This window comes from Streptomyces sp. NPDC038280, from assembly GCF_055600045.1.
In genome coordinates, this window is sequence record NZ_JBVJYZ010000002.1 from 709,936 (window position 1) to 726,624 (window position 16,689).

At 71.2% G+C, this 16,689-nt stretch carries 12 protein-coding genes and 1 pseudogene; 5 read left to right on the forward strand and 8 right to left on the reverse strand.

From position 1 onward, the window contains the following. Positions 1–46 precede the first annotated feature (46 nt). Positions 47–3,142: pseudogene (locus ACZ7J0_RS08200) on the forward strand (type I polyketide synthase); the annotation flags it as partial. A gap of 93 nt (positions 3,143–3,235) precedes the next feature. Next, entirely contained in the window at positions 3,236–4,855 is a 1,620-nt protein-coding gene (mhpA, locus tag ACZ7J0_RS08205) for a bifunctional 3-(3-hydroxy-phenyl)propionate/3-hydroxycinnamic acid hydroxylase MhpA (protein ID WP_470885111.1), read from the forward strand. 85 nt (positions 4,856–4,940) lie between these two features. Here mhpA and ACZ7J0_RS08210 read toward each other — a convergent pair whose 3' ends face one another. Then, positions 4,941–5,735 carry an arylamine N-acetyltransferase family protein gene (locus tag ACZ7J0_RS08210; RefSeq protein ID WP_470885113.1) on the reverse strand — a complete coding sequence of 265 codons (795 nt, stop codon included), beginning with the start codon at positions 5,733–5,735 and terminating at the stop codon, positions 4,941–4,943. Positions 5,736–5,989: 254 nt separating this feature from the next. On the opposite strand from ACZ7J0_RS08210, the gene ACZ7J0_RS08215 reads away from it, so the two are divergent. Continuing rightward, positions 5,990–7,501, forward strand: coding sequence for an FAD-binding oxidoreductase (locus ACZ7J0_RS08215; RefSeq protein WP_470885115.1), 1,512 nt, complete (start codon positions 5,990–5,992; stop codon positions 7,499–7,501). Positions 7,502–7,733: 232 nt separating this feature from the next. Here the strand turns inward: ACZ7J0_RS08215 and ACZ7J0_RS08220 are convergent, their stop codons facing one another. From ACZ7J0_RS08220 to ACZ7J0_RS08240, 5 genes are all read right to left on the reverse strand, one after another. After that, complete coding sequence (locus tag ACZ7J0_RS08220; protein ID WP_470885116.1) at positions 7,734–9,188, reverse strand: DHA2 family efflux MFS transporter permease subunit; 1,455 nt, start codon at positions 9,186–9,188, stop codon at positions 7,734–7,736. Positions 9,189–9,243: 55 nt separating this feature from the next. Continuing rightward, positions 9,244–10,647: a class II 3-deoxy-7-phosphoheptulonate synthase gene (locus tag ACZ7J0_RS08225; RefSeq protein ID WP_470885118.1), complete on the reverse strand. Its 1,404-nt coding sequence runs from the start codon at positions 10,645–10,647 to the stop codon at positions 9,244–9,246. A gap of 81 nt (positions 10,648–10,728) precedes the next feature. Next, positions 10,729–11,577: a shikimate dehydrogenase family protein gene (locus ACZ7J0_RS08230; protein ID WP_470885120.1), complete on the reverse strand. Its 849-nt coding sequence runs from the start codon at positions 11,575–11,577 to the stop codon at positions 10,729–10,731. A 125-nt stretch (positions 11,578–11,702) separates the two neighbouring features. Then, the gene (locus ACZ7J0_RS08235) at positions 11,703–12,611 is read right to left on the reverse strand and encodes a quinone oxidoreductase family protein (RefSeq protein WP_470885122.1); all 909 of its coding nucleotides are present in this window, start codon (positions 12,609–12,611) and stop codon (positions 11,703–11,705) included. A 154-nt stretch (positions 12,612–12,765) separates the two neighbouring features. Then, positions 12,766–13,440 (reverse strand): ScbR family autoregulator-binding transcription factor, encoded by a 675-nt coding sequence (locus ACZ7J0_RS08240; protein ID WP_470885124.1) that lies wholly within the window; start codon positions 13,438–13,440, stop codon positions 12,766–12,768. A 238-nt stretch (positions 13,441–13,678) separates the two neighbouring features. Between ACZ7J0_RS08240 and ACZ7J0_RS08245 the strand changes: the two genes are divergently transcribed. Next, entirely contained in the window at positions 13,679–14,617 is a 939-nt protein-coding gene (locus tag ACZ7J0_RS08245) for a ScbA/BarX family gamma-butyrolactone biosynthesis protein (protein WP_470885126.1), read from the forward strand. Positions 14,618–14,719: 102 nt separating this feature from the next. Here ACZ7J0_RS08245 and ACZ7J0_RS08250 read toward each other — a convergent pair whose 3' ends face one another. After that, positions 14,720–15,373 carry a ScbR family autoregulator-binding transcription factor gene (locus ACZ7J0_RS08250; protein ID WP_470885128.1) on the reverse strand — a complete coding sequence of 218 codons (654 nt, stop codon included), beginning with the start codon at positions 15,371–15,373 and terminating at the stop codon, positions 14,720–14,722. A gap of 197 nt (positions 15,374–15,570) precedes the next feature. Continuing rightward, a complete protein-coding gene (locus ACZ7J0_RS08255) occupies positions 15,571–16,263 on the reverse strand; it encodes a DsbA family oxidoreductase (protein WP_470885130.1) in 693 nt (230 codons plus the stop codon). A 235-nt stretch (positions 16,264–16,498) separates the two neighbouring features. Here ACZ7J0_RS08255 and ACZ7J0_RS08260 point away from each other — a divergent pair. Continuing rightward, on the forward strand, positions 16,499–16,689 hold a 191-nt coding region (locus ACZ7J0_RS08260), incomplete at its 3' end, for an LLM class flavin-dependent oxidoreductase (protein ID WP_470885132.1).

The window sequence follows — 16,689 nt, forward strand, 5'->3', positions numbered from 1 at the left end:
TTTCACAACGGAGGAAGCAATGACCGCATCAGAGGACAACGCCGCCAAGCTCGTCGAGGCGCTGCGTGCCTCGCTCATCGAGAACGAGCGGCTCAAGCGGGAACAGGCCGCCGCGGCTGCGGCGGCGAAGGAACCCATCGCGATCGTCGGCATGGCGTGCCGGCTGCCGGGCGGGGTCGCCTCGCCCGAGGAGCTGTGGCGCCTGGTCGCCGACGGCACCGACGCCATCACCGAGTTTCCGGCCGACCGGGGCTGGAACACCGACGAGCTGTATGACGAGGACCCGGAGAAGTCCGGCAGAACCTATGTCCGCGAGGGCGGGTTCCTGCACGACGCCCATGAGTTCGACGCCGGCTTCTTCGGGATCGCGCCGCGCGAGGCGCTGGCCACCGACCCGCAGCAGCGGCTGCTGCTGGAGACGGCGTGGGAGACGTTCGAGCGGGCCGGCATCGCGCCGAGCACCCTGCGCGGCGGCAGTGTCGGTGTGTACGCCGGCGTGATGTACCACGACTACGCGGGCCGGCTCCAGCAGGTGCCGAAGGAGGTCGAGGGCCTGCTCGGCATCGGTAACTCGGGCAGTGTCGCCTCCGGCCGCATCTCGTACACGTTCGGCTTCGAGGGACCCTCGCTGACGCTGGACACGGCCTGCTCGTCGTCCCTGGTCGCGATCCACCTGGCGGCGCAGGCGCTGCGCAGCGGCGAGTGCTCGATGGCGCTGGCCGGCGGGGTGGCCGTGATGGCGACGCCGGGAGTGTTCGTGGAGTTCTCACGGCAGCGCGGGCTCGCCACCGACGGCCGCTGCAAGGCGTTCGCGGCGGCCGCCGACGGCACCGGCTGGTCCGAGGGCGCCGGGCTGATCCTGCTGGAGCGCCTCTCCGACGCCCGGCGCAACGGGCACAAGGTGCTGGCCGTGGTCCGCGGCAGCGCCGTCAACCAGGACGGCGCGTCCAACGGTCTGACCGCCCCCAACGGTCCCTCGCAGCAGCGGGTCATCAAGCAGGCCCTGGACAACGCCGGGCTGACCGCGCGCGATGTCGACGCCGTCGAGGCGCACGGCACCGGCACGACCCTGGGCGACCCGATCGAGGCGCAGGCGCTGCTCGCCACGTACGGGCAGGACCGGCCCGGTGACGAACCGCTGTGGCTGGGTTCGCTGAAGTCCAACATCGGGCACTCGCAGTCGGCGGCGGGCGTCGCCGGAGTGATCAAGATGGTGGAGGCGATACGCAACGGCGTGCTGCCCAAGACCCTTCATGTGGACGCGCCGTCGCCGAAGGTGGAGTGGTCGGGCGGGGTGGAGCTGCTGACCGAGAACCGGCCGTGGCCCGACCTGGGCCGGCCGCGCCGGGCCGCCGTCTCCTCCTTCGGAGTCAGCGGCACCAACAGCCACGTCATCATCGAGCAGGCCCCGGCCGAGGAGCGGGCCGAGGACGAGGTCCGTACGGCTCCGCCCGCCGTGCCGTGGGTGCTGTCGGCGCGCTCGGCGGCGGCGCTGCGTGACCAGGCGCTGCGGCTGCACGACCATGTGACGGCCCGGCCGGAGCTCGAACTCACCGACGTCGGCCACTCGTTGCTCACGACCCGTGAGGGCCTGGAGCGCCGCGCCGTGGTCGTCGCCACCAGCCGCGCCGAGGCGCTGACCGCGCTGACCGACCTGGCGGCCGGGGACACTCCGGCGCAGGTGGTGCGCGGTACGGCCGATGTGGAGGACGGCCGGACGGTCTTCGTCTTTCCCGGGCAGGGCTCGCAGTGGGTCGGCATGGGTGGGCAGCTGCTCGACGAGTCCCCGGTGTTCGCGGCCCGTATCGCGGAGATCGAGAAGGCGTTCGCGCCGTACGTCGACTGGTCGCTGACCGATGTGCTGCGACAGGCCGAGGGCGCCGCCTCGCTGGAGCGGGTGGACGTCGTCCAGCCGGTGTCGTTCGCGATGATGGTGGCGCTGGCGGCGCTGTGGCGCTCGTACGGCATCACTCCCGACGCGGTCGTCGGCCACTCGCAGGGCGAGATCGCGGCGGCCGCGGTCTGCGGGGCGCTGTCCCTGGAGGACGCGGCCCGGGTGGTGACCCTGCGCAGCCAGGCGATCGGCGCCATCACCGGCAAGGGCGCCATGGCAACGGTGTTCCTGCCCGCCGAGGAAACCGCGCGGCGCCTTGAGCCGTGGAGCGCGGATCTGGCCGTCGCGGCGGTCAACGGACCCGGGTTCACGGTCGTCGCGGGCGGTGTCCAGGCGCTGGACGAGTTCACGGCGGGGCTGAACGAGGAGGGCGTCCGGGTGCGCCGGATCGCCGTGGACTACGCCTCGCACTCGCCGCACGTCGAGGACATCCGTACCGAGCTGTTCGACCTGCTGGCGCCGATCACCCCGCGCAAGCCGGATGTGCCGATGCTCTCCACCGTCACCGGCGAGTGGATCGGAGCGGGCGACACCGACGCCAAGTACTGGTACGAGAACCTGCGGCGCACCGTGCGCTTCGCGGACGCCGCCGCCGTCCTGCGGGACCAGGGCTACCAGGTGTGGGTGGAGTCCAGCCCGCACGCGGTGCTGGTCCCGGCGCTCCAGCAGCTGCTGGAGCGGGTGGCCGGTGACGCGGTCGTCACCGGCTCGCTGCGCCGGGGCGAGGGCGGCCTCGCCACCCTGCTCACCTCGCTCGCGAAGCTCCATGTGCGGGGCCTGCCGGTCGACTTCGGCCGGGTCTTCGACGGCACCGGCGCCCGCCGGGCCGACCTTCCCACTTACGCGTTCCAACACCGTCGCTACTGGCTGGAGGCTTCCATCGTGATCGGCAACGGCGAGACCGCCGCGCAGGACCTGGTCGAGGAGACCACCGAGGAGCCCGGTGAGGTGCTCGCCGCCCGGCTGGCGGGTCTCTCCCCGGACGAGCGGATCGATGTGCTCACCGACGTGGTGCGCGCGGAGGCCGCGGCCGTCCTCGGACATGACGATCTCGAGGAGATCGAGGAGAACAGCGGCTTCTTCGACATCGGCTTCACGTCGCTGACGGCGGTGGAGCTGCGCAACCGGATCTCCGAGGCGACCGGGCTGCCGCTGCCCGCGATGCTGCTCTTCGACCAGCCGACCCCGGGCATGGTCGCCGAGTTCCTCGAGCCACTGCTGCCGGCGGGTGTCCCGGCGAACGCCTGACGAGGGGCGGGGGCGGGCGGGACCCGGGACCCGGGCCCGCCCGCCCCCGCCGTGGTCCCGAACGCAGTTCCCAGATCGAGGAGTGGAAGCACTATGTACGACAAGGACACGGCCACGCACCCGGAACCCGGGACCGACAGCGACGTCCTCGTCGTGGGCTACGGCCCGGTCGGACAGACCCTTTCCGTCCTGCTGGCCCAGCGCGGGCACCGGGTCACCGTCGTCGAGCGGTGGCCGCAGGCGTACACGATGCCGCGGGCGGTCAACTTCGACAGCGAGTCGGCGCGCATCCTGGCCGCCGCCGGGCTCGCCGACGCGATCCCGTCGTTCTCCGAGCCGTCGGGGGCGTACGAGTGGCTGACGGCCGACGGCCGGACCCTGCTGCGCATCGAGGCGACGGACGAGGGCCGGTGCGGATGGCCCGACTCGACGGCCATGTACCAGCCGGGGCTCGAGGCGGCGCTGGAGGCACGGGGCACGCGACTATCGGAGCTGACCGTGCTGCGCGGCCACGAGGGTGTGGCGCTCGCCGTCGACGAGGACGGTGTACGGCTGACCGTACGGCCCACGGATGGCGGTGACGAGCGCGTCCTGTCCGCCCGCTGGATCGTCGGCTGCGACGGCGCGAACAGCTTCGTCCGCGCCGAGATGGGGGTGGGCGTCACCGACCTGGGCTTCTCCCACGACTGGCTGATCTGTGACGTGGCGCCGTACGAGCGCCGCGTCTACGAGCCGAACAACCTGCAGGTCTGCGACCCGGCTCGGCCCCGCACGCATGTGTCGGCCGGTCCGGGCCACCGCCGCTGGGAGTTCATGCGCGTGCCCGGCGAGACGGTCGAGGAGCTGAACACCGCGGAGACCGCCTGGGCGTTGCTGGCCGAGCAGGGCATCACCCCGGACGACGCCACCCTGGAGCGGCACGCCGTGTACACGTTCAACGCCCGCTGCACCGACCAGTGGCGTACGGGCCGGCTGCTGCTCGCCGGCGACTCCGCGCATCTGATGCCGCCGTTCGCGGCGCAGGGCATGTGCTCGGGGTTCCGTGACGCGGCGAACCTCGCCTGGAAGCTGGACCTGGTGCTGTCGGGCCGTGCCTCCGAGACGGTTCTGGACAGCTACACCGTGGAGCGCCGCCAGCATGTGCAGCACGCCATCGGCATGTCCGTGAACCTCGGAAAGGTCATCTGCCAGGACGATCCCGCGGCCGCCGCCGAGCGGGATGCGGTGATGCTGGCCGCCCGGGAGCGCGGTGTCGGCGCGGCCCAGCCCAAGGGCGCGGTGCAGCCGCTCAAGGACGGGTTGCTCCACCGGCGGTCGGCCGGCCGGGCGCCGCGCCGCCCGGCGGGCGATCTGATGCCGCAGGGCCGGGTGGAGCGGGCGGGCCGGACCGGCCTGTTCGACGGCGTGGTGGGCCTGGGCTTCGCCCTGGTGACCGCGGACGACCCGGACACGCTGCTCGGCGACGCGGACCGGGCGTTCCTCGACGGGCTCGGCGCCCGGGTGGTGCGCGTGGTGCCGGCCGGGTCGGAGGCGGGTCCGGGGCAGGTCGTGGACACCGACGGGGTGTATCTCGCGTACCTGGCGGAGTGCCGGACCCGCACGGTGCTGGTGCGGCCGGACTTCTATGTGTACGGAGCGGCCAACGACGCCGCCGAACTCGCTTCGGTTCTGGAGCAGTTGCGGGAGGGGCTGGGCGTGCTGGCAGCGGTGTGACCGCGTGATGACGAAGGGGCCGTCCGGCGTGTCGCCGGACGGCCCCTTCGTGTCGCGCGGGTTCGTGTCGCGCGGGTACGGGAGCTCAGGGGGCGCTGCCCACGATGTCCTTGACGATGTCCGCGTACTCGTTCTTGTCGATGATCGCCCGGAACGTCTCGGTGCCGTTCTCGGAGACGACGTACCGCCGTCCGATCAGGATCTTCTGCCCGTGCTCGAAGGCGCGGCCGCGGATGATGGTGGTGGCGCTGAGCTGCTGGCCCTCCCACTCCCATTCGTCGCGGCTGGTCAGCGACTCGGCGTAGCCGACCCAGGCGGTGAGTTCGCGCGGCTCGGTACGGAAGCGGAAGACCGCGATCCAGTCGGTGGCGCCGGCACCCTGGCGCTGGACCACCTGGTAGCCGTCCTCCTCGACGACCCGGAAGCGGAAGCCGTTCTGCTCCTGGACCTCCGGGGAGACGAGCAGCGGCTCGGTGAACGACGGGCCGACATAGCCGACGTCGGCCAGATACAGCGCGCCGTCGATCCGGACGCCACCCAGCATATGGTCGAGGTCCGGGCCGAACTGCTGGTCCGCGCCACGAATTCCGGCGGAGAGGATGACGACGTCGAAACCGAGCTGTCGCAGCAGCGTACGGAAAAGACCGTTGAGTTCGTGGCAGACGCCGCCGTTGGCGCCCGCTATCAGGTGCTGGAACAGTGCCTGCGGGTCGGCGTCGGCCGCCTCGTCCCAGACCGCGGCACCCTTGTGGACATGGCGGGAATTGTCGAAGGGCACCGTCATGAGGTGCCTCTTGTGCAGGGCCCGCAGCGTCTCCAGAGTCGGCTCAAGGGGGCCGGACAACCCCAGGTGGGCGGCGTACGCCTCGGTGTCGAGCATGACGGGTCTCCTCTTTCGGCAGCTTCCGGGAATCGGCACACGGACAGCCGCACCATAACGCTCGTGACAGCTGCCTGTCTGCGCCCAGAGGATCCCCCTATTACCCCCCTCAATTCATGGAGTGCCGTTTACCGAACACCTGGGGAATGGGGGTCGAATAGGGGTGTTCGCGCCTATGTTCCCACACATAGATTTCCTTCGACCTCAATTCATGAACCCCGTCCGCCGGATGGGGAAATCCGGAGGAGAAGTACATGTTGAATCGCCGGAACCTTCTGCGCGCGGGTGGTGGCCTCGCCGCCGCCGGCGCGCTGGCCGGTGTCGCCCCGTCCGTCTCGTTCGGTGCCACCAGCGAGTACGAGAAGCTCCGGGGCGCCCTTCAGGGGGACTTGCTGCTGCCCACCGACAACGGCTACGACCTGGCGAAACAGCTCCAGATAGCCCAGTACGACGGGGTCAGTCCGCAGGCCATCGCCTACTGCGAGACCCCGCAGGACGTGTCGGCCGCCATCCGCTTCGCGCGCAGCCAGGGCATCGACGTCCGCACCCGCAGCGGCGGCCACAACTACTCGGGCTGGTCGACCGGCAACGGCCTGGTCGTCGACGTGTCGCGCATCCGGCACGCCTCGGTCAACGGCTCCACCGTGAGGATGGGGCCCGGTGCCCAGTCGATCCTCGGCATCAACGCCCTTCAGCCCTACAACAAGCAGATCGCCACCGGCACCTGCCCGACGGTCTGCCCCGGCGGCTTCTTCTCCGGCGGCGGCATCGGCTACCAGACGCGGAAGTTCGGCACCGGCAGTGACCGGGTCTCGGCCGCGACGGTCGTCCTCGCCGACGGCAGCATCGTCCGCGCCTCCTCCACCTACGACTCCAGCCTGCTGTGGGGTCTGCGCGGCGGTGGCGGCGGCAACTTCGGTGTCGTCGTCGACTGGGAGGTGCGCCCGGTCGACCAGCCGCGGATGGTCTACTACGAGCAGTGGTGGGACTTCGACCAGGCGCCGCAGATCTTCGCCGCCTGGCAGGCCTGGATGGCGAACGGCTCGGACAATCTGGCCGGCCAGTTCGTCCTGGTCACCCCGGACGCGGCGCCCGGCACCAAGCCGATGGTCCTGACCACCGGCGCGTACCTCGGCCCGCAGGCCGAGCTGGAGACGGCGCTCGCCCAGCTGAACTCGCTCGCCAAGACGGCGCCGCAGAGCAAGGTCGTCGCCGACCTCACCTACGCGGACGCCATGAAGCGGACCTACCACTGCGACCAGATCTCCATCAGCCAGTGCCAGCGCGAGGGCACCAACCCGGACGCCACCCTGCACCGCACGGGCTTCCAGCGCGAGAGCTACCGCATCTTCAACCGCCAGATGACCTCCTCGGAGATCGAGTCGGTCATCACCGCCTACAACGGCAACCGCGCGGCCGGTCACACCCGGGTGCTGCACGTGATGGCCCTGGGTGGCGCCGCCAACCGCATCAGCCGCAGCGCCTCGGCCTTCTGGCACCGCGACGCGCAGTTCGTCTGCGGCTTCGTCGACCAGCAGGCCGCCGACCCCACCGCCGAGAACGTGTCGCTCGCGACGGCCTGGGCCGGCAACGGCGGCAAGGTCCTCGACCCGATGTCCAGCGGCGCGTACGTGAACTTCACCAGCACCGAGCTGAGCAACTGGCAGACCAAGTACTACGGCGGCAACTACGGCAAGCTCGTCACCGTGAAGAACGCCTACGACCCGAGCAACTTCTTCCGCCACCCGCGCAGCATCGGCAGCTGACGCGGAGGGACCCGGAAGGGATCGGGGAGGGGGTTGGTGCGCACCGCGCACCAACCCCCTCTTCGCGTCCCCGCGAACATCGACGGGCCCCGGGGCGTCCGACTCCGGGCCGTCGCGTCCTGGGGCCCCCGTCTCCCGGGCCCCCTCGGTCCGGTGGCGCCGGGCGCGGGTCCGGACAGCCCGAAGGGGGTGGTGCGCGATGCGCGCACCACCCCCTCCCTCGAGGGCCCGCTTACAGGGCCGTGGGCACCGCGGCGTCCGACGGAGCGTCGGCCGCCTGGTCCCCGCCCTGGGCCGCCGGAGCGGCCTTGAGCATGACGATGGCCAGGACCAGACCGGCGGCGATGAAGCCGGCGGCGATGGTGAAGGCCAGGTTGTAGCCCGAGGTGAGCGCGGCGGGCGTCGGGTCGGCGCCGGCCTCCGCGGTCGCGAAGGTGTTGAGCAGCGCGAGGCCGACGGCGCCACCGATCTGCTGCGAGGTGTTGAACAGACCGGAGATGACACCGGAGTCCTCCGGCGTGGCGCCGGACAGACCGAGCATCATCAGCGCGGGCATGGCCGCACCGAAACCGACACCGAGCAGCAGGTTGGCCGGCAGGAAGTTGGCCAGGTAGGTGCCGTCGACCGGGAGCTGCGCGAAGAGCACGAAGCCGAGGCCGATCAGGACGAGACCGCTGATGAGCATCGTGCGCGCGCCGAACTTGGTGATGAGCTTGGCGGACAGGCCCAGCGAGACACCGGCGATGGCCACGGCGACCGGGATGAAGCCCAGACCGGTCTGCAGCGGGTCGTAGCCGAGAACGCGCTGGAGGTACAGCGTCCCGAAGTACAGGAAGCCGAACATCGCGCCGATCATGAGCAGCTGGATGAGGTTGGCGCCCGAGACGTTGCGGGAGCGGAACAGCCGCAGCGGGAGCAGCGGCGACGCGGCCTTGGACTCACGGACCAGGAAGCCGATGAGCAGGACCACCGCGAGCGCGGCGAAGCCGAGGGTGTGACCGGAGGCCCAGCCCTGCTCCTCGATGCCGACGATGGTGTAGACGAGCAGCATCAGGCCGGCGGTCACGAGAACGGCGCCGAGGAAGTCGGCCTGGGAGCCGATGCCGGGGCCGCGCTCCTTCTGCAGGGTGCGCATCGCGAGGGTGACGACGACGACACCGATCGGGATGTTGATGAAGAAGATCCAGCTCCAGTCGACCGAGTCGGTGAGGATGCCGCCGACCAGGGGGCCGATGGCGCCGCCACCGGCGGAGGCGAAGCTGAAGGCGCCGATGGCCTTGGCGGTCTCGGCACCGGTGAAGAGGGTGACGATCATGCCGAGGATGCCGGCGGAGGTGATGGCACCGCCGACGCCCTGCACGAAGCGGGCGACGATCAGCATCTCCTGGCCGCTGGCCAGACCGCAGAAGAGCGAGGCCACGGTGAAGAGCGTGAGGCCGGTGATGAAGACCTGCTTACGGCCGAGCAGGTCGCCGAGGCGGCCGGCGAGGAGCAGCAGACCACCGAAGGGGATCACATACGCGTTGACGATCCAGACCAGGTTGGTGGCGCTGATGCCGAGGTCCGTCTGGACTGCCGGGAGGGCGACGTTGACGATGTTCTGATCAAGAATGATCATGAGCTGGCCGGCGCAGAGTACTGCGAGGGCCAGCCAGCGCGACGCTGTCGCCGCAGGCGTGGTGCCCATGGAAAATCTTCCTCCAGAAGAGCGGGTGGGTGGGGTGGACGGTCTGTCTCGGTGGTCAGCCGCGCAGCATCTCGGCCACGAGGAACGCGAGTTCCATCGACTGCTGGGGGTTGAGACGGGGGTCGCAGTACGTGTCGTACCGTTCCGCGAGGCCGGAGTCGTCGATCGCCTGGGCGCCGCCCACGCATTCCGTGACGTCGTCTCCGGTCAGTTCGATGTGCAGGCCGCCGGGGTGGGTGCCGAGGCCGCGGTGGACTTCGAAGAAGCCCTCGACCTCGTCGATGATCCGGTCGAAGTCCCGGGTCTTGTAACCGCTGGTGGCCTCATGGGTGTTGCCGTGCATCGGGTCGCACTGCCAGACGACCTGGTGGCCGCCGGCGGTGACCCGCTCCACGATCGCGGGGAGCACGTCGCGGATCTTGCCGCTGCCCATCCGGCTGATGAGGGTCAGCCGGCCGGGCACGTTGTGGGGGTCGAGGCGCTCGACGTACTCCGCGGCCTGCTCCGGAGTGGTGCCGGGGCCGATCTTGAGGCCGATGGGGTTGGCGAGCAGGGAGGCGAGGGCGATGTGGGCGCCGTCGAGCTGCCGGGTGCGCTCGCCGATCCACAGGAAGTGGGAGGAGAGGCCGTACAGCTTCTCGGTGCCGTCGGCGTCCGACTCGCGGCGCAGCAGGCCGCGTTCGTACTCCAGGAGCAGCGCCTCGTGGCTCGCCCACAGTTCGGTGGAGTGCAGCGCGCCGTGGTCGACCCGGCACGCCGACATGAAGTCGAGCCCGCGGTCGATCTCGGCGGCCAACGCCTCGTAACGCTCACCGACGGGTGACGTGCGCAGGAAGTCGCGGTTCCATTCGTGCACCCGGTGCAGGTCGGCGAAGCCCGAACCGGCGTAGGCACGCGTCAGGTTGAGGGACGCGCTGGAGTGGGCGTACGCCTGGAGCATCCGGTTCGGGTCGGCGATGCGCGCCTCGGGCACCGGCTCGTAGCCGTTGACGATGTCGCCCCGGTAGACCGGCAGGCCCAGCTGGTCGGTGCTGTTGGAGCGGGGCTTGGCGTACTGGCCGGCGATCCGGCCGACCTTGACCACCGGCATGCTGGCGGCGTACGTCAGCACCACGGCCATCTGGACCAGGGTCCGCAGGTTCGCCCGGACATGGGACTCGGTGTTCCCGGCGAAGGTCTCGGCGCAGTCGCCGCCCTGCAGCAGGAAGGCGCGGCCCCGGGCGACCTCCGCCAGCCGGGACTGGAGACGGTCGACCTCCTGCGGCACGACGAGCGGAGGCATGGTCTCCAGCGTGCCGACGGCCGCGAGGGCCGAAACGGGGTCGGGCCACTGCGGCTGCTGCGCCGCGGGCCGGGCCAGCGCCTCGGCTATCCGGGCGTCGAGCGAGGTGCCGGCGGTCGGGGACGGCTGAGGAGGCGCAGAGGTGACGGACGTCCGCGCTGCGATGGTCGGCTGCATGCCGTCAGGCTAGGTTTCGTGTGCCAACTGCCCGCCCATTTACCGGTAATCGGCAGGCAGGGAGGCCCTTGAAGCTTGGATTCATACCCCTTGGCTCCCGTCCAGGCCGAAGTACGCGCGATAGAGGGCGAGCTGGGACTCCAGCATCGGAGCTCCTGGGTGAACCGGCAGCCCCAGGGCCGCGGCGGTCTTCAGCAGCCGGGTCTCGCGAGGCTTCATGATGATGTCCGCGACGAGGGTCCCCGGCGCCAGTGCCGCAGGGTCGAAGGGGAGCGGATCACTCGCGCGCAGCCCCAGCGGGGTGGCGTTGACCACCAGGTCGGCGCCCTCCGTGTCCGGCCGGGTCGCATGGGTGGTCCTGCCCGGCCAGCGGGCGTCCAGGCGGTCGGCGAGCGCGGCGGTCCTCGCCGGGTCGAGGTCGCAGAGCACCAGGTGGTCGACTCCTGCCGCGAGCAGCGCGGGGGCGATGGCGCAGCCGGCGCCGCCGGTGCCGACCAGTGTGACCCGCGCCCCGGCTGCCTTGTGACCCGCTCCTTCGAGCCCGGCGACGAAGCCCGCCCCGTCGAAGTTGTCGGCGTGCCAGCAGCCGTCGGGCTCACGGCGCAGGGCGTTGGCACTGCCGGACAGCTGGACTGCGGGGCTCTCCAGGTCCGCGAAGCGGCGTACGGCCGACTTGTGCGGGACGGTGACGAGGAGGCCGTCGAGGTTCTCGACGGCCTGGAGGCCGGTGACGATCTCGGCGAGCCGCTCGGGCCGGGCGTGCACGGGCACGAGGACGGCGTCCCGGGCGAGCCGGGCGAACAGCGGGTTGACCATGGTCGGCGCCTGGACCTGGGCGACCGGGTCGCCGAGGACGGCGTAGAGCCGGGTGGTCCCGGTGATTCTCGGCAGTTGGAGGGCGGGCGCTTCGGAGGGCACGGAGCTGTCCATGGGGTTCCTCGGTTCGACGACACGAAAAGGACGGGGTTGTGCGGGCAGTGCGGTGGGGGCGCGGAGTCGCGGGGTGCACGGACGCCGGCCGGGAGGGCGGCCGGGCGGCGAGCGGGAGGGGCACGTCAGGGGACGAGGGTGACCTTGCCGGTGGTACGGCGGGCCAGCAGGTCCTCGTGGGCGCGCCGGGCGTCGGCGAGCGGGTAACAGGGGCCGGCCAGGGGCCGGAGCCGGCCGGCGGCGGTGAGCGCGAGCAGCTCGCGCAGAGGGCCCGTCATGGCGTCCGGCCGGTTCAGTACGGGCCGCAGCCAGAAGCCGACGACGGAGGCGCCGAGCCGGGAGAGGCGCTGGGGGTCGACGGGCGTGGCCGGGGTGCGCGCGGCGCTGCCGTAGGTGACGAGCCGGCCGAGGCAGCCGAGGGAGCCGAGAGCGGCGTCGAACAGGGCGCCCCCGGTGCCGTCGAGTATCACGTCGGCGGGGGTGTCCAGGGGGTAGTCGACGGGGGCGTCCGCGCCGAGACCGAGGGCGAGTTCACGCTTGGCAGGGGTGGAGGCCTGGGCCAGTATCCGGCCGGCGCCCATGTGGCGGGCCAGCTGAACGGCGAGGCTGCCGACGCCTCCGGCGGCGGCGTGCACCACGACCGTCTCGCCGGGCGTCAGGCGCGCCGCGGTCGCCAGCAGGTGCCAGGCGGTGAGGCCTTGCATGAGCAGGGCCAGTGCCTGCGCGGCGGGCAGGTCCTCCGGTATCGGGACGACGGCGGAGGCGTCCGCGACGACCCGCTCGGCGTAGCCGCCGCGGACCCGGGCGAGGACCCGGGTGCCGTCCTCGGTGCGGCCGACGACCTCGCTGCCGGGGACGTGCGGCAGCTGGTCGGCGGCCAGATACGAGCCGTCGGTCTGGTGGGTGTCGGCGTAGTTCACACCGACCGCCTCGACCGTGATGCTCAACTGGCCCGGCCCGGGGAAGGGTTCGGGCACGTCGACGCACTCCAGTACGTCGGGTCCGCCGAAGCGGTCGAACCGTACGGCTCTCATGCCGCGCCCCTCCCCCGAAGGCCGTATCTCTCTCGTGCGTACACACGCACACGTACGCCCATGGACCGAGGCCCCCCTCTTCGTCATGTCTCAGGCTTGTCGTGTCTGGGCTCTGCCGCGTCCCGGGCCGGTCGCGCCCGGGGCCGGTCCTGCCTCAGGCCGTGAGCGGGACGTCCTCGTCGTCCTCCTCCTGCGTCAGCTCCGCCTCCTGCTGGGCGAAGAGCGCGGCGCCGCGCGACGGGGAGGTGTCGATCTGGCCCAGGATCGCCGGGGCCGCGATGGCCGGCAGGGTCAGGTCGTACATCCGGGAGATCCGCACCTCCAGGTCCGCCATCTGACACACCGCGTGCGACAGCATCTGGATGCCGTTGAAGGAGCCGACCAGCATCTCTGCCGTGGCCGTGGCGTCGACGTACGGCAGTACCTCTCCGCGCTCCTTGGCCTCGGTGAGCTGTGTGGTCATCACGCGCACCCATTCGTTCCAGGGCTCGCCGAAGAAGTGCCGTGCGTTCTGGTCCGCGGCGAGGCGGGCCGACGCGCGCAGCAGCGGCTCCCGGGGGAGCCGGTAGGCGAGCAGCAGACCCATGTCCACGGCGGTCTGCAGCTTGAGCGGCTGCTCGGGCGGTGGGGCGGTCACCGCGTGCTCGAGTACGCCCAGGGCCAGCTCTTCCTTGGAGGCGAAGTGGAAGTAGAGGGCTCCCTTCTTCACCCCCGCGCGGTCGAGGATCATCGTGATGGTCGCCGCTTCGTAACCGAACTCGGCGAAGACCTCCGCCGCGGCCTCCAGGACCGCCCTACGTGTGCGGATGGCCCGCTCTTGCCGTGCCAATTGCCCAACCTCCCGGTCTGTCCGTGCACTCGTTCTTTGCCCCGCCCTCAAAAAACCAAACGGTCCGTATCTTATCCGCCTGGTCACCCCGCTGCCACCCCGGGTCCAGCCAAGCGAGGGCGGGCATTTTGCGGCGAGGGCTTGAAAAAGAAACCGTGCGGTCCGTATCTTATGTGCCGCGGGGGTCATCCTCGTTCCATCGAAGAGTCGTCGCGCATTTCCCATGGGGGGAACAGATATGCACTCCACGACCGTCCTGGACCAGATCAGCACCGGCACCGGCGTCACGGCGGCGCAGCAGGGGAAGCCGTCAGCGCCGAACGCCCTCGCGGCCCGGTTCGCCCACCGTGATCTGAGCCGCGATGTACTGATAACCGGCTGGACCCGGCACGACGAGATGACCTTCTCCGTGGAGGTGAACTGGGCAGGCGACCACTGCTTCTTCGCCCCCGCGCCCGGCAGCGCCCACCACCACATGCTCATCGCTCAGACGATCCGGCAGGTCGCCCTCTCACTCGCCCACGCCGCCTTCGAGGTCCCGACCTCGGACAAGTTCCTGATGAACGAGCTGACGTACACGGCCGACCCGCACCACTCCACCACCCTCACCGACCCGGTGCGGGTCGAGGCCGTCTACTCCTGGCAGGGCAGACGCTGCCTGCGGGTGCAGACGGTGATGCGCCAGCGCGGCGCGACCTTCGCGACCAGCGATTCCACCTTCACCTGGGTGCCGCCGCGGGTGTACGGCCGGATGCGCGGCGAGTATCTGACCGCCCTTCCCGGCGAGTCGGCCGCGCCGGTCGCCGCTCCCCTGGTCGGCCGGATCGCGGACAGCGAGGTCGTCCTCACCGCCGGCGAGCGGCCGAACCGCTGGCAGTTGCGCTGGGGCACCGGCCACATGGCGCTGATCGACCACGCCGTCGACCACGTGCCCGGCCTGGTCCTGATGGAGGCGGCGCAGCAGGCCGCGTACTCCTTCGCCGGCGCCCCGCACTTCAACCCGACGGGGCTCGCCATGTACGCCAGCCGGTACGTCGAGTTCGACGCGCCCTGCTGGATCGAGGCCCACGCGCTTCCCGCCCGCTCCGGTGCCCCGGCCGCGGTGGAGATCATCGGTCTCCAGCGCGACAGCATGGCCTTCCGCTGCGTCGTCGAGGGCTTCGCCATCCGGGACTGACCCCGGCGACCGAGCGGTCCGCGTTTCCTCCCCGGAGGGGAGGAAGGTCCAGATCCCCAGCCAGAAACCGCTGTGCCGGTTTCCGGCCGGGGATCTTTGTCGTCACGCGGCCCCGGTCTCCACGTCCCGCACGATTGCGGGACCGCCGCTCCCCTCGGGACGGAGCGCCGCCACGGCCTCGGGGGTGGCCAGCATCCGCAGCCCGGCGCGCCAGAACTCGGTGAGCATGGCGTGGGAGAGCCACTTCTCGTCAGAGCGGCCCAGTACTTCTAAGCCCGCGGTCGAGGCGGCCACGAAGGCGACCGCCGAGGCGTGGGGCAGGCCGACGGCGAGTTCCCCCGCCGCGGCGGCCCGGCCGAGCAGCAGACCGACGCGGTTGTGCCACTCGTCGCGCAGCTGGAGGGAGACGGCGACGTCGCCGTCGCTGTTGAGGCGGAAGCCCGCCCGTACCACCACGTCCGTACGGAACAGCTCGGCGAAGCTGTGGGTGAGGTCGGTCAGGGTCTGCAGAGGGGTGACCCGACGGCTGTACACCTGGACGACGGCGCGGCGTAGCTCGGCCGCGGCCTCCTTCACGACGGCGCCCGCGAGGGTGTGCTTGTTGTCGAAGTGGAAGTGGAGCGCTCCGGCGCTGACGCCGGCGCCGGCGGCGATCTCGGCGACCTTGGCCTCGCCGTACCCGCCGTCCTGGAATGCCTCCGCCGCGGCGGTGATCAGGGCGCGGCGGGTCCGCACGGCCCGTTCCTGCTTCGTCATGGCGGTTCCTGGGTGTAGAAACATCGAGGGTCAACCCATGAAACCAACCTCCTGGTTTTTTCTCTAGGGTGGGGTGGTAACTCCGTGGTAATCGTCGATGGCCGACGGGCGGGTCCCCCCGGGGGCCCGCCCGTAGCGCGCCGCGCGCGGCCGGAGCGTGGTCCGCGCCCCGCCCCGCGTGGCGATCCGGCGGTGTATCAGCTGGTCAGCGAGGTGAGGAGCGCCTCCGCCCAGGTGTCGTCGTAGCGGTCCAGTCGCGGGAAGCCGCCCGTCTCCGGCGAGCCGTTGTACGTGTAGTGGGCCCCCGGATTGTGTACAGCGTGGCCGCCCGCCGCGAAGAGGTGCGGGCTCCCCTGGATCTCGGGCCTCTGGGCCTGGTGCCACTGCTCGTACACCTCGCGGCGGCCGGCGCCCCGGGCCAGCGCCGACTCCAGCGCCTTGACGTCCACGTCGGCGCAGCCCTCCGCGACGTCGAGGATCACCGAGTGGATGCTGATGCAGCGGTGCTCGGTGTAGAAGGCGCGGCGCAGCGCGGTGTCCAGCTGGTCCGAACCGCGCAGCCCGCCCACCTCCGGGTCCTTGGCGGCCTGCACCGCCTCGATGGCCGGGAGGATGCTCGAGGGGTACTCCCACTCGTGGCCGGACCACAGCCGCCACCCCAGCTCGGGACGGTGGGCGCCGAGCATCACTATCTCGGCGTCCACGATCAGCTTGGGTGTGGGCTGGCGGTTGAACAGCTCCAGCGGGAAGGCGCGGTGGTCGATGAGGATCTCCTGGCCGCGCCGGTCGGCGGCGGCGTGCAGGGTGTGCAGGGCGAGCGTCGCCCAGGGGCAGCCGATGTCCGACCAGAAGGTGATGGTGGGCGTTTCGGCTTCGCGTGCCGGTGTCATGAGTGCTCCCTCCGGGCCCGGCCGGGCGGCCGTCCGGCGAGTGAGGGTGGTGCACGCGGGGCGTCCCGTCAAAGGGCGGGGAGCGACTTCGTCACCATGCGCCGCCCGGCTTTTCCCGCTACCGTGAGCCGTACCGGATTAGTTTCCGTTTCTGCTCTCCATCGGCTCCTCCCGGAGCGCGGGGCGCGGTCGCGGCCGGTGAGAAGACAATTCCTGGGGCGGGATGGAGTGCGTTGTGCAGTTCGGAATCTTCACCGTAGGAGACAGGACCACCGACCCCACGAAGGGGACGACGCCGACCGAGCACGAGCGGATCAAGTCGATGGTGGCGATCGCCCTCAAGGCGGAGGAGGTCGGTCTCGACGTCTTCGCGACGGGTGAGCACCACAACCCGCCGTTCGTGCCCTCGTCACCGACGACCCTGCT

Coding starts and splice junctions, on each gene's coding strand:
- mhpA (WP_470885111.1), top strand. CDS start 3,236: ATGTACGACAAGGACACGGCCACGCACCCGGAACCCGGGACCGACAGC.
- ACZ7J0_RS08210 (WP_470885113.1), bottom strand. CDS start 5,735: ATGCTCGACACCGAGGCGTACGCCGCCCACCTGGGGTTGTCCGGCCCC.
- ACZ7J0_RS08215 (WP_470885115.1), top strand. CDS start 5,990: ATGTTGAATCGCCGGAACCTTCTGCGCGCGGGTGGTGGCCTCGCCGCC.
- ACZ7J0_RS08220 (WP_470885116.1), bottom strand. CDS start 9,188: ATGGGCACCACGCCTGCGGCGACAGCGTCGCGCTGGCTGGCCCTCGCA.
- ACZ7J0_RS08225 (WP_470885118.1), bottom strand. CDS start 10,647: ATGCAGCCGACCATCGCAGCGCGGACGTCCGTCACCTCTGCGCCTCCT.
- ACZ7J0_RS08230 (WP_470885120.1), bottom strand. CDS start 11,577: ATGGACAGCTCCGTGCCCTCCGAAGCGCCCGCCCTCCAACTGCCGAGA.
- ACZ7J0_RS08235 (WP_470885122.1), bottom strand. CDS start 12,611: ATGAGAGCCGTACGGTTCGACCGCTTCGGCGGACCCGACGTACTGGAG.
- ACZ7J0_RS08245 (WP_470885126.1), top strand. CDS start 13,679: ATGCACTCCACGACCGTCCTGGACCAGATCAGCACCGGCACCGGCGTC.
- ACZ7J0_RS08250 (WP_470885128.1), bottom strand. CDS start 15,373: ATGACGAAGCAGGAACGGGCCGTGCGGACCCGCCGCGCCCTGATCACC.
- ACZ7J0_RS08255 (WP_470885130.1), bottom strand. CDS start 16,263: ATGACACCGGCACGCGAAGCCGAAACGCCCACCATCACCTTCTGGTCG.